Raw genomic sequence first — 19,549 nt, 5'->3', positions numbered from 1 at the left:
AGAGTCTTGGCCGGGGCGATCAGGCGATGCGGCCCTTCAGCGTGGCGATCACCTCGCCGAGTTGTACCCCATCGGCCCGAGCCGAGAAGGTGAGGGCCATGCGGTGGCGCAGCACCGGCTCGGCCAGCGCCAGCACATCCTCGACCGAGGGAGCGAGGCGGCCATCGAGCACGGCGCGGGCACGGGTCGCCAGCATCAGCGCCTGGGCAGCACGCGGGCCGGGGCCCCAGGCAAGCTGGCGGCGGACGCTCTCGATCGGCGAGCCCTCGGGCCGCGCGCTGCGGACGAGGGTGAGGATGGCATCCAGAACGCTCTCGCCGACGGGGATGCGGCGGATCAGCGCCTGGGCCGCCATCAACTCGGCGGCGCCGAGGGCCTGGAGCGGCTTCGCCTCGCGCGCGCCGGTGGTGGCCAGCAGCATGGCGCGCTCGGCGGCCTCGTCCGGATAGCCGATCTCCACCTCAAGCAGGAAGCGGTCGAGCTGCGCCTCGGGCAGGGGGTAGGTGCCCTCCTGCTCGATCGGGTTCTGCGTCGCCAGAACATGGAAGGGAGCGGGCAGGGGGTGGATCACGCCGGCGACGGCAACCCGCTGCTCCTGCATCGCCTGAAGCAGGGCGGACTGGGTGCGTGGGCTGGCGCGATTGATCTCGTCCGCCATCAGCAATTGGCAGAAGACCGGGCCAGGGAGGAAGCGGAAGGCACGACGGCCGGCCTCGTTCTCCTCCAGTACCTCGGAGCCGATGATGTCGGCCGGCATGAGGTCCGGCGTGAACTGCACCCTCTTGGCATCCAGCCCGAGCACGGCGCCCAGCGTCTCTACAAGTTTGGTCTTGCCGAGGCCGGGCAGGCCGACCAGCAGGGCATGGCCGCCGGAGAGCAGGGTGATGAGGGTATGGTCCACCACTGCCTGCTGGCCAAAAATCACCCGACCGATGGCCTCGCGAACCTGACGCAGCCGATCGCCGAGCGCCTCGACCTCGGCGACCAATGTTGCGGCGTCTGCCGAAGGGTTACTCAATCCTGTATCCGCCACTTCAACCATCCCGGTCACGATCCCTATATGACCCCCAGCGCTTCGAAAGCGAGGCGCCCCTGGGACAGATGGCGTCACGGGACAGGGAGCGGCAGTAGCCTATGGCCTCGCAGGGCATGGACAAAGCGGTGAATGGGGAGGTCCCCGTGCAGGACGGAGTGATCGGCCAAGGGGCTCGACAGCCTCCTGCGCGCCGACCAACGCGGCCGCGACCGGAGCCGCAGAACTTCCAGATGCGGATCGACCGCAACGGTACCTGGTACTACCAGGGCAGTCCCATCAACCGAAAGGAGTTGGTCTGCCTCTTCGCCAGCGTGATGCGGCGCGAGGCCGACGGCACCTATTGGCTGGAGACTCCCGTAGAGCGCGGCCGGATCGAGGTGGAGGACGCGCCCTTCGTTGCGGTCGAGCTGTGCTGGCGCCATTGCGATTGCGGCGATGGCTGCGCGCCCAAGCAATGTCTCACTTTCCGTACCAATCTCGACGAGATCGTCACGGCCAATGCCGAGCATCCGATCCGCGTGCATCTCTGCCCGGTGACGCGGGAGCCAAGGCCTTACATCACCATCCGCCCGGGCCTCGAGGCCAAGATCAACCGGGCCGTCTTCTACGAGCTTGTTGCACTCGGCCAGACCGAGATGGTGGATGGGCGCGAGATGCTCGGCGTCTGGTCGGAGGGTGTTTTCTTCCCGATCGACGAGGTTCAGGCGCTGGAGACGGCGGCCGAGTGACCTGCGACGCATGACGGCGGCCGAGATCGCGGCCCGCATGGGCGACCCGGCGGCGCTGGCCCGGGCCGGCGCCACCGCCTCGGATGACTCCGAAGGGCTCAGCCCCTCCCGCATGATCGGTGCCGCGGTGCTTGTGCCGATCGTCCTTCATCCCGCTCCGGCCGTGCTGCTGACCCTTCGCGCAGCGAAGATGACATCCCATGCCGGACAGGTGAGCTTCCCCGGCGGTCGGATCGAGGCGGGAGAGACGCCGGAAGCGGCGGCGGTGCGTGAGGCGGCGGAGGAGGTGGGGCTCGATCCCCGCCTGCCGGAACTTCTCGGCCGGTTGCCGCCGCATGCGACGGGGACGGGGTTCCGCATCACCCCCGTGGTCGGAATGGTGGTGCCGCCGCTCAACCTGACGCCCGAGCCGGGGGAGGTGGAGGAGGCTTTCGAGCTACCCCTCTCGGTGGTGCTCGACCCCGACGCGCCGGAGCGGCGGCGGGCTGAGTTCAAAGGCCGCATGCGGGAATTCTGGGTCTGGCCGCATGAGCGGCACTATATCTGGGGGGCGACGGCGGCCATCCTGGTCAACCTCGCCCGAGTTCTGCGCGGGTAATCCTTGTTCTATCTGGTCGAGTTGCTGCTGTTCCTGGCGCCTTTGGGCGGCTTCATGCTTTGGCGCCGGTTGAATCCCGGCCAAGCGGTGCCGACCGGGTTGGTTTGGGCCCTCGCCATCGCAATTTTCTGCGGGATCGCTGGAGCTGTCTGGTACGGGCTCTCGGTGAGCATCGCGCCGGGAACCGTCTATGTGCCGGCGCAGCTCGGACCGGATGGGCAGGTGGTGCCGCACCGGGTGGAGCCGCGGCAATGAGCGAGGACCCGCCCGCCGACCGGATCGCGCCGCCCGTGCTGCTCGGCCGCGGTGCGCCGGCCGCCGTGCTGGCGGTACTGCCCGGGGCGCGGGCCGTGGGCGGCGCGGTGCGGGATGCGTTGGCCGGGCTGCCGCTGCATGACGTGGATGTCGCTGCACCGCTGCCGCCGGAGGAGATCGCGCGGCGGCTGCGCGCAGCCGGCCTCAAGGTTTTCGAGACCGGCCTCGCCCATGGCACAGTCACCACCGTCCTGGACAAGGAGCCGGTGGAGGTGACCAGCCTCCGCCGTGACCTAGCAACGGACGGTCGCCATGCCGAGGTCGCCTGGACCACCGATTGGCGCGAGGACGCGGCGCGGCGGGACTTCACCATTAACGCCATGTCGCTCTCCGCCACCGGAGAGCTATGGGATTACTTCGGCGGGCGCGCGGATCTGGCGGCAGGGCTCGTCCGCTTCGTCGGCGACCCGGCGACGCGGCTGCGGGAGGACTACCTGCGGGCGCTGCGCTTCTTCCGCTTTCAGGCCCGTTATGGGACGGGCGGGCCGGATCCGGCAGCGGTGGCGGCGATCCGCGTGGCGGTGCCGGGGCTGGCGCGGCTGTCGGCCGAGCGGGTCTGGATGGAGATCAAGCGGTTGATGGAGGCGCCCGATCCGCGCGAGTCGCTGACGCTGATGGCGGAGACGGGTGTGCTTGGTGCCGTACTGCCGGAGGCGCCGGGGCTCGGCCTGCTGGACCGGCTGGTGGCGATCGGCGCGCCGGTCTCTCCCATTCTGCGCGTCGCGGCCTTGCTGCCGCCCGAGGCCGTGGCGGCGGTGGCGAACCGGCTCCGCCTCTCCGGCGAAGAGCGTGCGGCGCTGGAGGACCGGCTTGGCTCGCCATGGCCGGAGCCGGCGGATGCGGATGCAGCGCTGCGCCGGTTGCTCGCCGGCCTCGACAAGCCCGCATCGCTCGACCGTGCCTGGCTCGCCGAAGCGAGGCATGGTGGTGAGGGCTGGGCGGCACTGCGGCAACGGATCGCGGCGATGCCGCGCCCCGTCTTCCCGTTGCAGGGGCGGGATGCATTGGCCGCCGGCCTCGCACCCGGCCCTTCAGTCGGGCGACTGCTGGCGGCGCTGCGAGCCTGGTGGCTGGAGGGCGGCTGCGTGGCCGACCGCGAGGCCTGCCTCGCGCGGCTGCAGGAATTGGCCGCCGCGCCGCCCAGCGGCTAAACCCCGCCGCATGGCCGCCATCGACCCGTCCTCCCGCGCCCTCATCGCCCGCCTAGCGCGGGACTATCTCGGCCATCACCGGCGGGGCATCGCGCTCGCCATTCTCTGCACCCTGCTCCTCGCGGGGCTGACGGCGCTCTACCCCATCGTCATTCAGCAGGGCTTCGACCGCTTCTCCTCGGGCGATGTCGCCATCGCCTGGGTCATCCCGCCCGTCATCATCGCCGTGACCTGCCTGAAGGCGCTGGCGCAGTACGGCCAGGCGGTCGCGGTCCAGGCGGTGGTGCTCCGGGTGATCGAAGGGCTGCAGAACGACCTGTTCCGGGCCCTGACCCGGGCCGACCTCGCCGCCGTCACCGCCGATGCGCCGGCGCGCCATGCCAGCCGCTTCACCGTCGATGCGGCGGCGATCCGCGAGGCCTTGACCAAGTCGATCAATGGCGGTGCGGATGTGTTGACCGTCATCGGCCTCGTCGCCTCCATGGTCTGGCTCGACTGGCAGATGTCGCTCATCGCCGCGGTGATGTACCCGATCGCGGTGGTGCCCACCCTCCGCCTCGGCAAGCGCATCCGCCGCGCCTCGGGCGGGATGCAGGAGCGGATGGGCGAGACGGCGGCGCAGCTCACCGAGAGCTTCGGCGCCGCCCGCGTCGTCCGCGCCTACCGGCTGGAGGAGCAGGAGGAGGCCCGCGCCGCCCGCACCTTTGCCGGGCTACGGGCGGCGCTGCTCGGCATCGCACGGACTCGCGCCAGCCTCGACCCGATGCTGGAGGCGCTGGGCGGCATCGCCGTCGCCGCGGTTCTGGCCTTCGTCGGCTGGCGGGTGGCGCAGGGCGAGGGGACGGTCGGTGAGTTCACGGGCTTCGTCGCGGCGCTGCTGATCGCCTCGCGGCCGGTGCGCGCCCTTGGCTCGCTGAATGCCGCCTTGCAGGAAGGGCTGGCCGGCCTTACCCGCGTCTTCGCCGTGATGGACCGGCCGCGGCTCGTGGTGGAGGCCCCGGGGGCAGGGCCGTTGCCAGCGGGGCGGGGGCGCGTTGAATTCGCCGAGGTCGGCTTCCATTACCTGGGTACGGCCGAGCCGGCGCTGGAGGGGCTCAGTTTCACCGCCGCTCCCGGCGAGACCGTGGCGCTGGTCGGGCCTTCGGGGGCCGGCAAGTCGACCGCGCTGGCCCTGGTGCCGCGGCTGCACGATGCGACGAGCGGCGCCGTCCGCATCGACGGCGCCGATCTGCGTACGGTGACGCTCGCCTCGCTGCGCGACGCCATCGCCTATGTCGGCCAGGACGCGGTGATCTTCGACGACACCGCCTTCGCCAATATCACCTGCGGCCGGCCGGGGGCGACAGAGGCCGAGGTGGAGGCCGCCGCCCGTGCCGCCGCCGCCCACGACTTCATCGCGGCTCTGCCGCAGGGCTATGCGACGCCGCTCGGGCCGGGCGGCGGGCGGCTTTCGGGCGGTCAGAAGCAGCGCGTGGCCCTCGCCCGTGCCCTCCTGCGCGACCCGCGCGTGCTGCTGCTCGACGAGGCAACTAGCGCCCTCGACGCGGAGAACGAGGCCCTGGTCTCGGCCGCCCTGGCCCGGCTGCGCCAGGGGCGGACGACGCTCGTCATCGCCCATCGCCTGGCGACGGTGCGCGATGCCGACCGGATCGTGGTGATGGAGAATGGCCGCGCGGTGGAGCAGGGCAGCCATGCGGCGCTGATGACGGCAGGCGGGCTTTATGCGCGGCTCGTGCATACCCAATTCGGTTCTGCGCCGGTGGAGGCCGGCTGATGGCATGGATTTGGCTCATCATCGCCGGCGGATTCGAGATCGTCTGGGCTGTATTGCTGAAATACACCGAAGGCTTCACGCGGTTGCTGCCGAGCCTCGCGACGGTCGCCAGCATGGGGGTCAGCTTCTATTGCATGTCCCGTGCGCTGCAGGTGCTGCCGATGGGGACGGTCTATGCCGTCTGGGTCGGCATCGGCGCGGCGGGCACCGCGCTCTGGGGCATGGCGATAGAGGGCGAGATGGCGAGCGCCGCTCGCATCCTCTGCCTCGTTTCCATCCTTGCTGGAGTCGCAGGGCTGAAGGCGACGAGTTGAGCGGCGCCGCGTTGCTCAATGCAGGGCTTTCCAGATGGCAAGCATCGCCGAAGTGGCGAGGATTGCCTTGTATAGGAACTCGGCGACTGGCTGCAGCCGCTGGGAGAGCGGACGCCGGGCGGGGTCGGGGTGCTGCGAATCGGCCATGGGGAAAGGATAACATTCCTATACCATGGGCAGGCATGCATTTCGCGCCCGTCTCGTGGAATTGACGCTATGCCGCGGAGCACAATAATACCCGTAATCAACCTGCGCCGCGGCCCGAGCGGCGCGGGCACCCCCGGAGTGGATGACCCGATGCCTATCATGCAGGACTCGCGCGAGGCGACCATGGCTGGCCGCCGATCGGATGGCTCGCCCGTGAAACGGCCGCTTTCGCCGCACCTGCAGGTCTACGACATGCTGCAGATGACGAGCGCGCTGTCGATCAGCAGCCGCATCACCGGCGCGGCTTGGTCGGTCGGCCTTGTGCTGATGGTGTGGTGGCTGGTGGCCGCGGCGGCGGGGCCGGAGGCCTTCGCCAACGTGCAATGGTTCATGTCGTCCTTCCTCGGTATGCTCGGCCTTTTCGGCCTGACAGCAGCCGCCTGGTTCCACACCCTGAATGGGGTGCGTCACCTCGCCTGGGATGCGGGCTACGGCTACCAGATCCAGGACACCTACCGGACCGGGCGCTGGGTGCTGATCGGCACGGCGGTCGCCACCGTGCTGACCTGGGTTATCGCTTTCATCGCCTGGGGCTGAGGAACGCATCGCCATGGCCAACGAATATGCCAATAACACCACGATGCGCTCGCCGCTCGGTCGCGTGCGCGGGCTCGGCTCTGCCAAGGGCGGCACACATCATTGGTGGATGCAGCGCGTCACCTCCATAGCACTGCTGCCGCTGACGATATGGTTCGCCCTCTCGGCCGCCTCGCTCGCCGGCGCCTCCTATGAGACGACCGTCGCCTGGATCGGCCGGCCCTGGAATGCCGTGCTGCTGCTCGCCACCATCGGCCTCAGCTTCCACCATACTGCGGCCGGCGTGCAGGTGATCATCGAGGATTATGCCAACCAGGAATGGGTGAAGATGGGTGGCATTCTGGCGGTGAAGGCCATCTGTGTCCTGCTGGCGCTGGCTTCGGCGCTCGCGGTCCTGCGGATCGCGGTCTGAGGTCGGCACTCTGAGATGAATGGATCGATGCGATGAACGCTATCACGATGCCCTCCCGCGGCGCCTACCGGATCGTCGACCATACCTATGACGTGGTCGTGGTCGGGGCCGGCGGCGCCGGCCTGCGTGCCACCTTCGGCATGGGTGCGGCCGGGCTGAAGACCGCCTGCATCACCAAGGTCTTCCCGACCCGCTCGCACACCGTCGCCGCCCAGGGCGGCGTCGGCGCCGCGCTCGGCAATATGGGCGAGGACGATTGGCGCTGGCACATGTACGACACCGTGAAGGGGTCCGACTGGCTCGGCGACCAGGACGCCATCGAATACATGTGCCGCGAGGCGATCCCGGCCATCATCGAACTGGAGCATTACGGCGTGCCGTTCTCCCGCACCGAGGACGGCAGGATCTACCAGCGGCCCTTCGGCGGCCACATGCAGAACTACGGCAAGACGCCCGCGATGCGCGCCTGCGCCGCCGCCGATCGTACGGGCCATGCCATCCTGCATACGCTCTACCAGCAGTCGCTGAAGCATAACTGCGAATTTTTCATCGAATACATCGCCCTCGACCTGATCATGGACGAGGAGGGCGCTTGCCGTGGCGTCACCGCCTGGTGCCTCGAGGATGGCTCGATCCATCGCTTCCGCGCCCAGACCACGGTGCTGGCGACGGGCGGCTATGGCCGGGCCTATTTCTCCTGCACTTCCGCCCATACCTGCACCGGCGACGGCAATGCCATGGTGCTGCGGGCTGGCCTGCCGCTGCAGGACCAGGAATTCGTCCAGTTCCATCCGACCGGCATCTACGGCTCCGGCTGCCTCGTCACCGAGGGCGCGCGTGGCGAGGGCGGCTACCTGACCAACTCCGAGGGCGAGCGCTTCATGGAGCGCTATGCGCCGACGGCGAAGGACCTCGCCTCGCGCGACGTCGTCTCCCGCGCCATGTCGATGGAGATCCGCGAGGGCCGCGGCGTCGGGCCGCAGAAGGACCACATCCACCTGCATCTCGAGCATCTCGGCGCCGACCTGCTGCATGAGCGGCTGCCCGGCATCTCCGAGACGGCAAAGATTTTCGCCGGCGTGGACGTGACCAAGGAGCCGATCCCGATGCTCCCGACCGTCCATTACAACATGGGCGGCATCCCGACGAACATCCACACCGAGGTGCTGAACCCGACGGCGCAGGACCAGGACCGCGTGGTCCCCGGCCTGATGGCGGTGGGCGAGGCGGCCTGCGTCTCCGTCCACGGCGCCAACCGGCTCGGCACCAACTCGCTGCTCGACCTCGTGGTCTTCGGCCGCGCCGCGGCGCACCGGGCGGCGGAGACGATCAAGCCGGGTGCCTCCCAGCCGGCGCTGCCCTCGCGCGCCGGCGAGAAGGCGCTCGACCGCTTCGACCGCGTCCGCAACGCGAAGGGCAATACCCCCGTCGCCGAGCTGCGCGGCAACATGCAGAAGACGATGCAGACCCATGCGGCCGTGTTCCGCACCTCGGAGCTGCTGGCCGAGGGCGTCGAGAAGATGAAGAAGGTGCAGGCCGCCTACGCGGATATCCGCGTCGCGGACCGCAGCCTGATCTGGAACAGCGACCTCGTCGAGGCGCTGGAACTCGACAACCTGATCGGCAATGCCGTCACCACCGTCGTCAGCGCCGATGCCCGCAAGGAGAGCCGCGGCGCCCATGCGCAGGAGGACTATCCCGAGCGCGACGACGCCAACTGGATGAAGCATACCTTGGCCTGGGTCGGCGAGGATGGCGCGGTGAAGCTCGACTACCGCGACGTGAAGATGCGGACCCTGACTAACGAGGTCCAGGTTTTCCCCCCCAAGGCGCGCGTGTACTGAAGGACCGCACCCCCTATGGCTACTTTCACGCTGCCGAAGAACTCAACGATCCAGCCCGGCAAGACTCACAAGGCCGAGGCCGGGGCGAAGAACGTCAAGGCCTTCAAGATCTACCGCTGGGATCCGGACAGCGGCGAGAACCCGCGCACCGACACCTATGAGATCGATCTCGATAAGTGCGGGCCGATGGTTCTCGACGCGCTGATCAAGATCAAGAACGAGGTCGACACCACGCTGACCTTCCGGCGCTCCTGCCGCGAGGGCATCTGCGGCTCCTGCTCGATGAACATCGACGGGCTGAACACGCTGGCTTGCCTCAAGCCGATCGACGACAACGTCTCGGGTGAGGTGAAGATCTACCCGCTGCCGCATATGCCGGTGGTGAAGGATCTGGTGCCGGACCTTTCGCAGCTCTACGCCCAGCTACGCAGCGTCGAGCCCTGGCTGAAGTCCGAGACCCCGCCGCCGCCGGATGGCGAGCGTTTGCAAAGCAAGGACGAACGGGCGAAGCTCGACGGGTTGTGGGAATGCATCCTCTGCTTCTGCTGCTCGACTGCCTGCCCGTCCTACTGGTGGAATGGCGACCGGTACCTCGGCCCGGCGGTGCTGCTGCAGGCCTATCGCTGGATTGCCGACAGTCGTGACGAGGCGACAGGCGAGCGGCTGGACAACCTGCAGGACCCGTTCCGGCTCTATCGCTGTCACACCATCATGAACTGTGCCCGAACCTGCCCAAAGGGGCTGAACCCGGCGGCCGCCATCGGCAAGATCAAGCAGATGATGGTCGAGCGCGAGACCTGATGTAGGCTCCCGGGCAAAAGCCCGGGAGCGTCCCATGAGAAGCCTGCTTGCGCTGGCAGCCTGCGCCCTTTGGGCGCAGGCTGCCGCTGCCCAGAGCCTGACCATCGGCTATGCCGCCGTGGTCACCACCATCGATCCGCATTACCACAATCTCGGCCCGAACAACGCGCTCGGGATGCAGGTCTTCGACCGGCTGGTGGACCGGGACGGGCAAGCCCGGCCCTACGCCTCGCTTGCCGAGGACTACCGGGCGATCAGCGACACGCTCTGGGAGTTCCGGCTGCGCCGTGGCGTAGCCTGGCATGATGGCCGGCCCTTCACCGCCGACGATGTCGCCTTCACCTTCGCCCGCGCCCCCGACGTGCCCAACAGCCCGGGCGGCTTCGGCGGATTCCTGCGTGCCATCGCCCGAACCGAAGTGGTGGATGCGCACACCGTCCGCATCCATACCCGTCAGCCGCACCCGCTGCTGCCGCTCGACTTGGCCTCGGTCAGCATCATCGCCCGTCACGCGGCGGAGGGCGCCCAGACCGAGGACTACAACACCGGCCGCGCCGCCATCGGCACCGGGCCATACCGCATGGCCTCCTACCGCTCCGGCGACCGGGTGGAACTGGTTCGGAATGACGCCTATTGGGGCGAGCGGGAGCCCTGGGCACGGGTCGCGGTTCGTTTCCTCCTCAACGACGGAGCGCGGACCGCGGCGCTGCTCTCGGGTGACGTCGACCTGATCGAGCAGATCCCGACCAGCGACCTGGCCCGGCTGCGACGCGACCCGAAGCTCGTGGTGACAGAGAGCCCCAGCACCCGCACCGTCTTCCTCTCGCCGGACTACTCTCGCACCGGTCCTACGCCGCTGGTGACCGACAATGCGGGCACACCCCTGCCGGCCAACCCGTTCCACGATGTCCGCATCCGTCGCGCCCTCTCCATGGCGATCAACCGGGAGGCCCTGGTGGAGCGGGTGATGGAGGGAGCGGCCGAGACCACAGCTCAATGGCTGCCGCGCGGCGCCTTCGGCTACAACCCGGAGGTCCGTCCGCGCGCCTTCGACCCGGAGGGAGCCCGCCGCCTGCTGGCCGAGGCCGGCTTCCCCGAGGGCTTCCGCCTGGTGCTGGCGACGCCCAACGACCGCTGGCCCAATGACAGCCGCCTCGCGCAGGCCGTGGCGCAGATGTGGACGCGGATCGGTGTGCGGACCCAGGTGGACGCCATGCCCTTCGCTGCCTTCGTGCCGCGCCGATCCCGCCAGGAGCACGCGATGCAACTCGGCGCCTGGGGCAGCTCGACCGGGGAGGGGTCGAACTACCTGCTGGCCATCGTCTCGACCTATGACCGGCAGAAGCTGACCGGCCCCTCGAACATGACCCGCCACTCCGACCCGCGCTTCGACGCGCTGCTGCTCAGTGGCGCGTCGACGATGGACGACGCCGCGCGTGAGGCGATCTGGCGGGAGGCGGTGGCGCTCTATGCCGAGGAGGAGCCGATGATCCAGCTCGTGCAGTACATCAACACCTGGGCCCATCGCCGCGGGCTGCGGCACGAGCCGCGCATGGATGAGCGGACCATCGCCATGGGCGTCCGCCCCGCGCCTTAGGGCATCCCGGGGTTCGCGGCGCGGCACTGCGCCGCGAAGCCTTCCGAGATGAATTCCGGCTGCTTGTAGAAACCCTTCAGCCAGCTCGCCAGCATGCAGAGCTCTTCCAGCCGCAGCACCTCGTCCAGCACGCCCTCGGGGAAGCGGATGGCGAAGCTCTGGCCGATGACGCCAAGCACCTCCTCCACCTGCTCGATGCCGAGGCCAAGCTCCGTCTCGAGCTGGGCATGCCGGGTCAGCCGTGCTTCCTCGATGCCGTAGTCGTCGCGGATGACCTTCACGATCCAGCGGAACATGGTCATCCAGTTCTTCACCTCGGCGATCGATCTGGACATGCAGCTGCCGTCATCCGTGCGATGACGGCAGCTTAGCCAGCGAAAGCCGAAGAAATCCCTACCGGACCGGTGCCGCCAGGTTGTTCGGGTCGAGGCCAAGGGCGGCCGCCGTCGCCGGGTTCACTTGGCCGGTCGCCTGCAGGCCGCGGCCTTGCTGGAAGCGCTCGATGGCCGATTGCGTGCCGGCACCCCAGGCCCCGTCCACCGGGCCACGATAAAAATTCATCGCCCTGAGCCGGTTCTGGATGTTGCGCACCGCAGCCGGGCTCAGCGGGTCGGTCGCCATGGCGGCCGGCGTGCCGGGGGCGGGGCCGGCGGTCGGCCCAGCGGCCAGCAACTCGGAAGGTCCGAGGCCGAGCGTTGCCGCCGTCGCCTGATTCATCTGGCCGGATACCTGGAGGCCACGGCTCTGCTGAAAGCGCTCCAGCGCCGCTTGGCTGTCGGGGCCCCAGACCCCATCCGGTCGGCCGCTATACAGCCCGGCCTGCCGCAGCCGCTCCTGCACCTGTGTTACCGCAGCAGGCGCCAGGGGCTGGCTGTACATGAGCGAGGGCGCCTGCTGCGCCGCCGCCTGCCCGGCGAGCAGCATCCCCGCGAGGATCCAACCGTGAGTCCGCATCGTTCCTGCTCCCGTTCTGTCCGGGGCGTAACACTCGAAACGGTGCGCGGTTCAGGCAAAAACCGGATCGATTGCGCCGAGCATCCATCGGGCGAAGCCGGTGATGCGAGCATCCTGATGCATCTGCCCCATCAGCTGCACCCCGACCGGCATGCCGCCGACGGCCAGCAGCGGCATGGTCACCGCTGGCGCGAAGAGCATGGAGGAGGGGGCGTTGAAAACGAAGTCGCCAGTCGGGCGCGGGGCCAGCGGCTCGCCCGGTCGATCGCCGGACCAGAGCGGCGCCGGGCCCGGGCAGGCGAGGGCGATGACCCCATCGGCCAAGGGCGCGATGCGGGCAAAGCGCGCCTGCGCCTCCTCCCGCCGGGCGAGGGCGGCTTCGTAATCCGCTGGGTTCATTGCCTCGGCTCGGGCGAGGATGGCCTTGGCGCGCGGGCTGAGGGCCTCCGGATCCTGGTCGAGCAGATTGCGCTGCCCCCACCGATTTTCCCAGCCGGTGATGGCGCCGCAGATCGCCCGTCCTTCGGCGATGCCCTGCTCGAAGGCCTCGATCAGCGGATGGTCGGTGCGGCGGAGCAGGGTGATGCCGGCGCTGCGCAGCTGTTCCAGCAGCCTCTCGAAGGCGGCGCGGCTGGCGGCATCGAGCCTGGCCCAGCCCTCGGTTTCCATAACGATCAACCGCTCGGGGCGCGCCGCGGCGGGCAGGGTCATCGGCCCCGTCAGGGCGGACGAGCCCCGGTCGCCGCCGCAGCGCGCGGCGATCTCGATGGCCACCTGCCACATGTCCTCGATGCAGCCGGCATGCGGCCCGTGGGTGCTCTGGCTCGTCGCCTGCCGCTCGCCGCGGTTGATGCCTCCCTGGGTCGGCTTCAGCGCGACATTGCCGCAATAGGCGGCGGGGCGGATGATGGAGCCGCCGACCTGGGTGCCGATCGCCGCCGGCACCATCCGCGCCGCGACCGCCGCCGCCGAGCCGGAGGAGGAACCGCCCGGCGTCCGCGCCGGGTTGAAGGGGTTGGTCGTCGGGCCGGGATGGGAGCCGCCGAGTTCCGTTGTCACCGTCTTGCCGAGCACCACCGCCCCCGCCTGGCGCAGCGCCCAGACCGCGGCGTTGTCGCGCCTCGGGAAGTTGCCCCTGTACCCGGCGCAGCCCATCTCGGTCGGCATGTCGCGCGTCTCGAGTAGGTCCTTAATGCCAATGGGCATGCCGTCGATCGGCGAGAGCGGCCGACCCTCGCGCCAGCGGACGGTGCTGGCATCGGCAGCCATCCGCGCGCCCGCCTTGTTCAGCGCCGCCCAGGCGCGCACCACCGGCTCCCGCGCCGCAATAGTCTCAAGGCAGCGCTCGAGATAGGCGCGCGGCGAATCGGCGCCGACGGCGAAGCGCGCCACCGAATCGTACCAGCGCAGCGGCTGGAATTCCTTCGGCGAATACTGGCCCATCACACAGCCTCCTATCGCAAGAACCCGTCCCAGAGCGGCAAGCCGAGCAGGGCGGCTAGCGCGATCATGGCATAACAGCCGAGGCGGAAGGCACACTCGCTGGCAAGGCCGAACATCCGCGTTCCTAGCCAGATGCCGACCCCATAGACCGGCGCCGTGACGAGGAAGGGCGCCGCCAGCGCCGCGGTCAGCAGCCCCGCCGCCGCATAGGCGATGCCCGCGATCAGCCCGCCGGCCGCGAGGAAGAGGCCGAAGGAGGCCCGCACCTGCCGCGCCGGCCCCGCCTGGCCGAGCAGGTAGGCCATCACCGGCGGCCCGCTCACCATGGCGACGCCGCCCAGCACCCCGCCCGCCACCCCGACGCCGAGCGTCGCCGGCAGGCTCGGCCGGCCGCGGAACCGCCAGCCGGAAGCCAGCAGCCCGAGCAGGCCGAGGATGCCCAGCGCAATGCCCCAGCGCAGCGAGAGCGGATCCGCGTACACCAGGATGGCCGCGCCGAGCGGCGTACCCAGCACCGCCCCGAGCGCCAGCCAGCCCACCTGCGCCCGATCTGCCATTCGCCATGCGGCGGGGGTGAGGCTGACGATCGCCACCGCTTCGACCAGCAGCATCAGCGGCGCCGCCCCCTGCGGCCCGAGCGCCACCGAGGCGAGCGGGACGAAGATCAGCGCTGCCCCGAAGCCGGAGAAGCCGCGCGCCAGCCCACCGGCCAGCGCCGCACCGAGCAGCCAGCCGAGCGCCGCGCCCTGCGGCATGTCCTGGAGGAAGGCCATCCGCATCAGTCCTGCCCGGCCCGGAGCGAGCGTGAAGCCTTCACGCCGTGCCGCGTCCCGCCGATAGTGCCCCGACATCCATCGGGAGGAGGACTGCATGTCGAAGGTCATCATCAGCGTCGCCGTCACCGGCGCGATCCATACGCCCAGCATGTCGGACTACCTGCCGATCACCCCCCAGGAGATCGCCGAGCAGTCGATCGCCGCGGCGGAGGCCGGTGCGGCTATCATCCACCTGCATGCGCGCGACCCGAATGACGGGCGGCCGACGCCGGACCCGAAGGTGTTCATGCAGTTCCTGCCGGTCATCAAGCAATCGACCGATGCAGTGATCAACATCACCACTGGCGGCGGCCTTGGCATGTCGGTCGATGAGCGGCTGGCGGCGCCGCTGCAGGCGAAGCCCGAGATGTGCTCGCTGAATATGGGCTCGATGAACTTCAACATCTCAGGCAGCGCCGCCCGGATCAAGAATTTCAAGTACGAGTGGGAGCGGCCCTACCTGGAAGGCACGACGGACTTCATCTTCCGCAATACCTTCAAGGACATCGAGCAAATCGTCGAGCGGCTCGGCAAGGGCCACGGCACCCGCTTCGAGTTCGAGTGCTACGATGTGGGCCATCTCTACAATCTGGCCCATATGCTCGACCGCAAGGTGGTGGAGCCGCCGCTTTTCACCCAGACGATCTTCGGCATCCTGGGCGGCGTCGGCGCCGAGCCGCGCAACCTGCTTTTCATGAAGGAGACGGCGGACCGGCTTTTCGGCAAGGACTATGTCTGGTCGGTGCTGGCGGCGGGGCGGAACCAGATGCCCTTCACCACCATGGCCGGCATGCTCGGCGGCAATGTCCGCGTCGGGCTGGAGGACAGCCTCTGGCTTGGCCGCGGCGTGCAGGCGAAGAGCAATGCCGAGCAGGTGGCGAAAATCCGTCGCATCCTCGAGGAGCTGAGCCTCGAGATCGCCACGCCCGCCGAGGCGCGGCAGATTCTGGCGCTGAAGGGCGGCGACAAGGTCGGGTTCTGAGGCGGCCGGGGCGGCGGCGGACCGCCGCCCCGCTGGGCCTTACGGCATGATGGCGATGTCGATCACCTCGGCCTGCGGCAGGCCGCTCACCGTGCCGACGGTCGTCGCCTTGCCGTTCGACAAGTCGACGTTATGCAGCGTGGCGCCGGTCATCAGCACCGCCATGTTGCCGCCGCCCGTCTCCGGCATGATGTCGAAGGCGACGCCCACCGGCAGGCTCGGCGCGATCTCGCCCTTGGGCTGCTGCACGCCGTCATTCGGCGGGGCCTGCAGGTTCAGGCTGCGGCTCAGCGTGTCGATGGTGAAGAGCATCGTCGCCGTCGCGCCGGCCACGCTGTTGGTATAGGCGCCAGCGACAACGCGCGGCGTGGTCTCGGCCCAGGGCGTGCCGGCCTGGTAGCGGAGTTGGCCGTCCTTCACCACCGCGCCGGTCTCGACATTGACGCGGAAATTGACGCCGCTCATGCCCATGACCCGCAGCCGGTCGGCAACCGGGTTGAAGTCGACCGTCGCGCGGCCGCCGCTCTCGAAACGCTCGGACAGGCGGCTGACCTGGGTGGCGCGGCCGGTCACCGCATCGATGGTGACGATCTGACCGGCATCGGTCAGGCCATAGAGCTTCATGTCGGCCGGACGCACATCGATGCCGAGTAGCCGGCCCTCGGTGCCGGTCACGCGCACCGGTGCCATGCCGCGGCGGGTCTGGCTGTCGATACGGACGAGGTGATTGTCGGCGGTCAGGCCGACCAAGGTAGCGGCCTGCGCGCCGGCAGCCGAGAGGGTGAGGGCGGCGCCGGCGGCGAGCATCAAGTGGGTGGTGCGGGTCATGGCGTCTCTCCGAAAGGAAGCGGCAACCATTCCGGTGCCGCTATTAGCCTTACGGAGCGCGTCCGGGGATGGATGCGCCGCAATCTTTCACGGGAGCGCGAGAATCGCCCTCACCCACGAAAGCCCGACAGCACGAAAAGCAGCAGCATTACCGCCAGGAAGATTGCGCCGGTGATGAACTGCGACATCCGCCCCTGTTCCTCCTCCCGCGACATCGTATTGCGGCGAGGGCGAGCCGTATTGGCTTCGGACATCGGATCAAGCCACCTGATCGGAGCAGCAGGACAAGCGGAGGCAGTAATCGAACGGGAAAGGTCCGGGCATGCTCGTGTCCAGCGCTGGTAACCCGCACCCCCATGGCACGAGCGGCCGGCAGGAACCGGCTGATCCAGTTTAGCAGTCACGAGGCCGTGATGCATTTCTAAGAATAGAATACTGCCGTTGATTGAGTTACCAGACTTGTTGCTAATTCCTGAGCGAGGTCTCTTTCAGCTCGCTCCCGCCGCCGTCAGCTGCCCGATGAAGAGCACCGGTCCGGTTGGACGCCCCGTCGGCGAGCCACCGGGAGGCTCCAGGCTGATCTCAATCAGCATGCCAGGCTCTGGCCGCAGCCCGCCTGTACTCACCGTCAGCCGCCCCTCGGGCGGGATGAGGCCGAGCGAGGTTGGCACCGTTGCCCCTGGCGGCAAGCCCCAGAGCTGCATAACCCGACCCTCCTCGAGGCGGCGCGGGTTGAGCGAAGCGAGCCGCAGCTGGCCGCCGGGGTCGGCCTCCACCACCCAGGCCGGTTGGTCGCGCTGGGTCAGCAGCACGGTCATCAGCCGCGGAGGCTCGGGCGCGGGGCGGATCACGATGAGCGCCGCGAGGCCTGCCGCCACCGCGCTGGCTCCGATCGCCCAGCCGCGCCATGGGTCGAGCCAGCCGCGCCGCTTCGGAGCCGGCGCAGGCCGTGCCGGGCCGGGCAACGCCGCCTCGATCCGGTCCCAGAGGTCCGGTGGCGGCGCCTCCGGCCCGGCCAGAACCATCAGCGGGGCAAGGCGTGCTTCCCAGGCATGGAGAGCGGCGCGCAGCGCGGCATCGCCCGGCAGTGCCGCTTCCAGCTCCGCCGCCGTCCGGGCATCGAGCGTGCCGAGGACATACTCCCCGACGAGGATGTCGCGGTCCTGCGGATCGGTCGGGATCATGTCAGGCACTCCCGCAGCTGCAGGAGGCCGCGGCGGATCCACGCCTTCACCGTGCCGAGCGGCAGGTCGAGCCGCGCCGCCACCTGGGCATGCGACAGGCCATGCACGAAGGCGAGCAGGATTCCCTTACGGTTCTTCTCGTCGAGCGCCGAGAGACAGTCGTGCAGTCGTCGGCCCTCGGCATCAGCGGCGACGCGCTCCAGTGCCTCAGGCGCCACCACCGTGTCGCCAAGCGCCGGGTCATCCGTCGGCAGTTCCCGTCCGCGCGTCCGTGCCAGGTCGAGCGCCGCATGCCGGGCGACGGCGCCGAGCCAGGCGCCCGCCTCGCCCCGTGCCGGGTCGAATTGCGCCGCCCGCTGGCTGATGCGCAGGAAGGCATCCTGCATCGCATCCGCCGCCGCCTCGCGGTCGCGCAGGATGGCCTGGGCGATGCCGAAGAGCCGCGTCGCCTGCTGCTCATAGAGTGCCCGGAGCGCGGCGCGGTCGCCGCGAGCGATCTCGGCGAGCAGTGCGGCCGCCGGGGCTTCCGCCTTCACTGGGCGAAGAGGCGATAAAGGCGCTGCAACAACTCCCGGCCATCGAGGCCAGGGGGCGGCTCCACCGCGGCCTGGGATTCGCGCGGGACCTGCCGGGCGAAGCGGGCTACCGCCTCGCGCGTGCCGGTAAGTCGCAGCTCCACCGGCTCGGCCGTGCTGCTGCCGCCTCCGGGGCCGACCAGCCGCACCAGCGCGCGGTCGGCCTGCAGGACCTCGGCTTCCATGCGGGCGGCATCCTCGGCCCGCGGGGTACAGAGGATGCTGCGCCCCTCGAGCCCACAGGGCATCTCCACCATCCGGTTGGGCGGGAAGCGAAGCTGCGCCGTGCCGGAGAGCGCCAGCAGGCCGCGCGCTGCGTCGTCCAGCGTCAACTCGCGCGCCGTCACCGCGGGAACCAGCCGGCCGCGCCGGTCGATGATCTCGAAGGCGAGGCCACTGCCGGCGCCGGAAGGCCGTTCCAGCCAATCGCGATGGCGCAGCAGGCAGGCCGCCCGGTCGGTCATGCGATCGGCGACGCAGGCGAGGCGCCAGCTGCCGATCTCCTCCGGCGGTTGCGCCCGGCCAGTGCCGGCGAGGAGCAAAAGGACGAGGCATGCTAGGACGATGCGCGGCATGGGGCCGAGCATAGGCTGGGATGCGGAGGGACGGAATGGCACCGATCACGCTGGCGGATGGGACGAAGGTGCCGCCGCTCGGCCAGGGTACATGGCATATGGGCGAGCGCGGCGGCGACCGGCGGCGGGAGGCCGATGCGCTGCGCCTCGGGCTCGATCTCGGCATGACCCTGATCGACACCGCCGAGATGTATGCCGAAGGCGGCGCCGAGGAGGTGGTGGCCGAAGCCATCGCCGGGCGGCGCAGCGATGTCTTCCTCGTCTCCAAGGTCTATCCCCATAATGCCGGCGGCCGGAAGCTCGAGGCGGCGCTGGAGCGCAGCCTCAAGCGTTTGCGGACCGACCGCCTCGACCTCTACCTGTTGCATTGGCGGGGTTCGGTGCCCCTCGAGGATACGGTCGAGGCGATGGAGCGGATGCGGGGGTCGGGCAAGATTCGCCGTTGGGGTGTCTCCAACCTCGATGTGGATGACTTGGAAGAGCTTGGCCCGGCGCTGGCCGACTGTGCGACGGACCAAGTCCTCTACAACCTCGAGCATCGCGGGGTGGAGTTCGACCTGCTGCCCTTCTGCCGCGAGCGGCGGATGCCGGTGATGGCCTATAGTCCGGTCGGCCAGGGTGGGGCGCTTCTACGGCACCCGGCCTTGCAAGGCGTCGCCCGGAGGCTCGGCGCGACGCCGGCCCAGGTGGCGATCGCCTGGACGCTCCGGCAAGGCGGAGTCATCAGCATCCCGAAGGCGGCCGACGAGGCGCATGTCCGGTTGAACGCCGCGGCCGGCGAACTTCGCTTTGCGCCCGAGGATCTGGAAGCGCTCGATGCCGCCTTTCCGCCGCCGAAGCGGAAACGGTCCTTGGCGATGTTGTAGCTCGTGCTTCACG

The 19,549-nt window shown here is 69.5% G+C and carries 23 protein-coding genes; 13 read left to right on the top strand and 10 right to left on the bottom strand.

Translation table 11 applies throughout. The features are described 5' to 3' along the window. Positions 1-19 precede the first annotated feature (19 nt). Entirely contained in the window at positions 20-1,042 is a 1,023-nt protein-coding gene (locus EP26_RS14100; protein WP_043339332.1) for an AAA family ATPase, read from the bottom strand. A 224-nt stretch (positions 1,043-1,266) separates the two neighbouring features. On the opposite strand from EP26_RS14100, the gene EP26_RS14095 reads away from it, so the two are divergent. The 11 genes from EP26_RS14095 (at position 1,267) to EP26_RS14045 (ending at position 11,314) form a co-directional block, all read left to right on the top strand. Next, positions 1,267-1,764 carry a DUF1285 domain-containing protein gene (locus EP26_RS14095; RefSeq protein WP_043339331.1) on the top strand — a complete coding sequence of 166 codons (498 nt, stop codon included), beginning with the start codon at positions 1,267-1,269 and terminating at the stop codon, positions 1,762-1,764. A 10-nt stretch (positions 1,765-1,774) separates the two neighbouring features. Next, positions 1,775-2,362, top strand: coding sequence for a CoA pyrophosphatase (locus EP26_RS14090; RefSeq protein ID WP_043339330.1), 588 nt, complete (start codon positions 1,775-1,777; stop codon positions 2,360-2,362). Positions 2,363-2,365: 3 nt separating this feature from the next. Next, positions 2,366-2,617, top strand: coding sequence for a hypothetical protein (locus tag EP26_RS14085; protein ID WP_043339328.1), 252 nt, complete (start codon positions 2,366-2,368; stop codon positions 2,615-2,617). Further along, positions 2,614-3,828, top strand: a complete 1,215-nt coding sequence (locus EP26_RS14080) for a CCA tRNA nucleotidyltransferase (RefSeq protein ID WP_084112543.1) — start codon at positions 2,614-2,616, stop codon at positions 3,826-3,828. Before EP26_RS14085 ends, EP26_RS14080 begins: the two co-directional genes overlap by 4 nt. A 10-nt stretch (positions 3,829-3,838) precedes the next feature. After that, positions 3,839-5,602 carry an ABC transporter ATP-binding protein gene (locus EP26_RS14075; RefSeq protein WP_043339327.1) on the top strand — a complete coding sequence of 588 codons (1,764 nt, stop codon included), beginning with the start codon at positions 3,839-3,841 and terminating at the stop codon, positions 5,600-5,602. Then, entirely contained in the window at positions 5,602-5,916 is a 315-nt protein-coding gene (locus EP26_RS14070; protein ID WP_043339326.1) for a DMT family transporter, read from the top strand. Before EP26_RS14075 ends, EP26_RS14070 begins: the two co-directional genes overlap by 1 nt. 360 nt (positions 5,917-6,276) lie before the next feature. Next, a complete protein-coding gene (gene sdhC / locus EP26_RS14065; protein ID WP_342669102.1) occupies positions 6,277-6,660 on the top strand; it encodes a succinate dehydrogenase, cytochrome b556 subunit in 384 nt (127 codons plus the stop codon). A 13-nt stretch (positions 6,661-6,673) separates the two neighbouring features. Further along, a complete protein-coding gene (sdhD, locus tag EP26_RS14060; RefSeq protein ID WP_052389173.1) occupies positions 6,674-7,072 on the top strand; it encodes a succinate dehydrogenase, hydrophobic membrane anchor protein in 399 nt (132 codons plus the stop codon). 32 nt (positions 7,073-7,104) lie between these two features. Continuing rightward, positions 7,105-8,916, top strand: coding sequence for a succinate dehydrogenase flavoprotein subunit (gene sdhA, locus EP26_RS14055; RefSeq protein WP_043339324.1), 1,812 nt, complete (start codon positions 7,105-7,107; stop codon positions 8,914-8,916). A 15-nt stretch (positions 8,917-8,931) separates the two neighbouring features. Then, a complete protein-coding gene (locus tag EP26_RS14050; protein ID WP_043339323.1) occupies positions 8,932-9,717 on the top strand; it encodes a succinate dehydrogenase iron-sulfur subunit in 786 nt (261 codons plus the stop codon). Between the two features lie 34 nt (positions 9,718-9,751). Continuing rightward, positions 9,752-11,314, top strand: coding sequence for an ABC transporter substrate-binding protein (locus tag EP26_RS14045; RefSeq protein WP_043339322.1), 1,563 nt, complete (start codon positions 9,752-9,754; stop codon positions 11,312-11,314). Here EP26_RS14045 and EP26_RS14040 read toward each other — a convergent pair. Genes EP26_RS14040 through EP26_RS14025 form a run of 4 tightly spaced genes read right to left on the bottom strand, consistent with a single transcriptional unit; the run spans position 11,311 to position 14,613 of the window. Continuing rightward, the gene (locus EP26_RS14040) at positions 11,311-11,649 is read right to left on the bottom strand and encodes a hypothetical protein (protein ID WP_043339321.1); all 339 of its coding nucleotides are present in this window, start codon (positions 11,647-11,649) and stop codon (positions 11,311-11,313) included. The genes EP26_RS14045 and EP26_RS14040 overlap by 4 nt on opposite strands. 58 nt (positions 11,650-11,707) lie before the next feature. After that, positions 11,708-12,268 carry a peptidoglycan-binding domain-containing protein gene (locus tag EP26_RS14035; RefSeq protein ID WP_084112542.1) on the bottom strand — a complete coding sequence of 187 codons (561 nt, stop codon included), beginning with the start codon at positions 12,266-12,268 and terminating at the stop codon, positions 11,708-11,710. Positions 12,269-12,319: 51 nt separating this feature from the next. Further along, positions 12,320-13,711, bottom strand: coding sequence for an amidase (locus EP26_RS14030; protein ID WP_043339320.1), 1,392 nt, complete (start codon positions 13,709-13,711; stop codon positions 12,320-12,322). Positions 13,712-13,722: 11 nt separating this feature from the next. After that, complete coding sequence (locus EP26_RS14025; RefSeq protein ID WP_245624397.1) at positions 13,723-14,613, bottom strand: sulfite exporter TauE/SafE family protein; 891 nt, start codon at positions 14,611-14,613, stop codon at positions 13,723-13,725. Between EP26_RS14025 and EP26_RS14020 the strand changes: the two genes are divergently transcribed. Then, complete coding sequence (locus EP26_RS14020; protein WP_043339318.1) at positions 14,582-15,508, top strand: BKACE family enzyme; 927 nt, start codon at positions 14,582-14,584, stop codon at positions 15,506-15,508. The genes EP26_RS14025 and EP26_RS14020 overlap by 32 nt on opposite strands. A gap of 39 nt (positions 15,509-15,547) precedes the next feature. Here EP26_RS14020 and EP26_RS14015 read toward each other — a convergent pair whose 3' ends face one another. The 5 genes from EP26_RS14015 to EP26_RS37475 form a co-directional block, all read right to left on the bottom strand. Next, entirely contained in the window at positions 15,548-16,336 is a 789-nt protein-coding gene (locus EP26_RS14015; RefSeq protein ID WP_043339317.1) for a DUF4394 domain-containing protein, read from the bottom strand. A gap of 110 nt (positions 16,337-16,446) precedes the next feature. Continuing rightward, positions 16,447-16,590 carry a hypothetical protein gene (locus EP26_RS34845; protein WP_157033536.1) on the bottom strand — a complete coding sequence of 48 codons (144 nt, stop codon included), beginning with the start codon at positions 16,588-16,590 and terminating at the stop codon, positions 16,447-16,449. A 234-nt stretch (positions 16,591-16,824) separates the two neighbouring features. Further along, positions 16,825-17,520, bottom strand: a complete 696-nt coding sequence (locus tag EP26_RS14010) for an anti-sigma factor (protein WP_043339316.1) — start codon at positions 17,518-17,520, stop codon at positions 16,825-16,827. Further along, a complete protein-coding gene (locus tag EP26_RS37480) occupies positions 17,517-18,056 on the bottom strand; it encodes a sigma-70 family RNA polymerase sigma factor (RefSeq protein ID WP_043339315.1) in 540 nt (179 codons plus the stop codon). Before EP26_RS37480 ends, EP26_RS14010 begins: the two co-directional genes overlap by 4 nt. Continuing rightward, the gene (locus EP26_RS37475) at positions 18,053-18,670 is read right to left on the bottom strand and encodes a hypothetical protein (protein ID WP_245624396.1); all 618 of its coding nucleotides are present in this window, start codon (positions 18,668-18,670) and stop codon (positions 18,053-18,055) included. The genes EP26_RS37480 and EP26_RS37475 overlap by 4 nt, the downstream gene beginning before the upstream one ends. Before the next feature lie 35 nt (positions 18,671-18,705). On the opposite strand from EP26_RS37475, the gene EP26_RS13995 reads away from it, so the two are divergent. Further along, positions 18,706-19,536 carry an aldo/keto reductase gene (locus tag EP26_RS13995; RefSeq protein ID WP_043339314.1) on the top strand — a complete coding sequence of 277 codons (831 nt, stop codon included), beginning with the start codon at positions 18,706-18,708 and terminating at the stop codon, positions 19,534-19,536. The last annotated feature ends 13 nt before the right edge of the window (positions 19,537-19,549 follow it).

It is taken from the genome of Belnapia moabensis DSM 16746 (genome assembly GCF_000745835.1).
In the GTDB taxonomy this organism is placed as follows: Bacteria; Pseudomonadota; Alphaproteobacteria; order Acetobacterales; family Acetobacteraceae; genus Belnapia; species Belnapia moabensis.
This window is presented reverse-complemented; position numbering and strand designations above follow the sequence as displayed.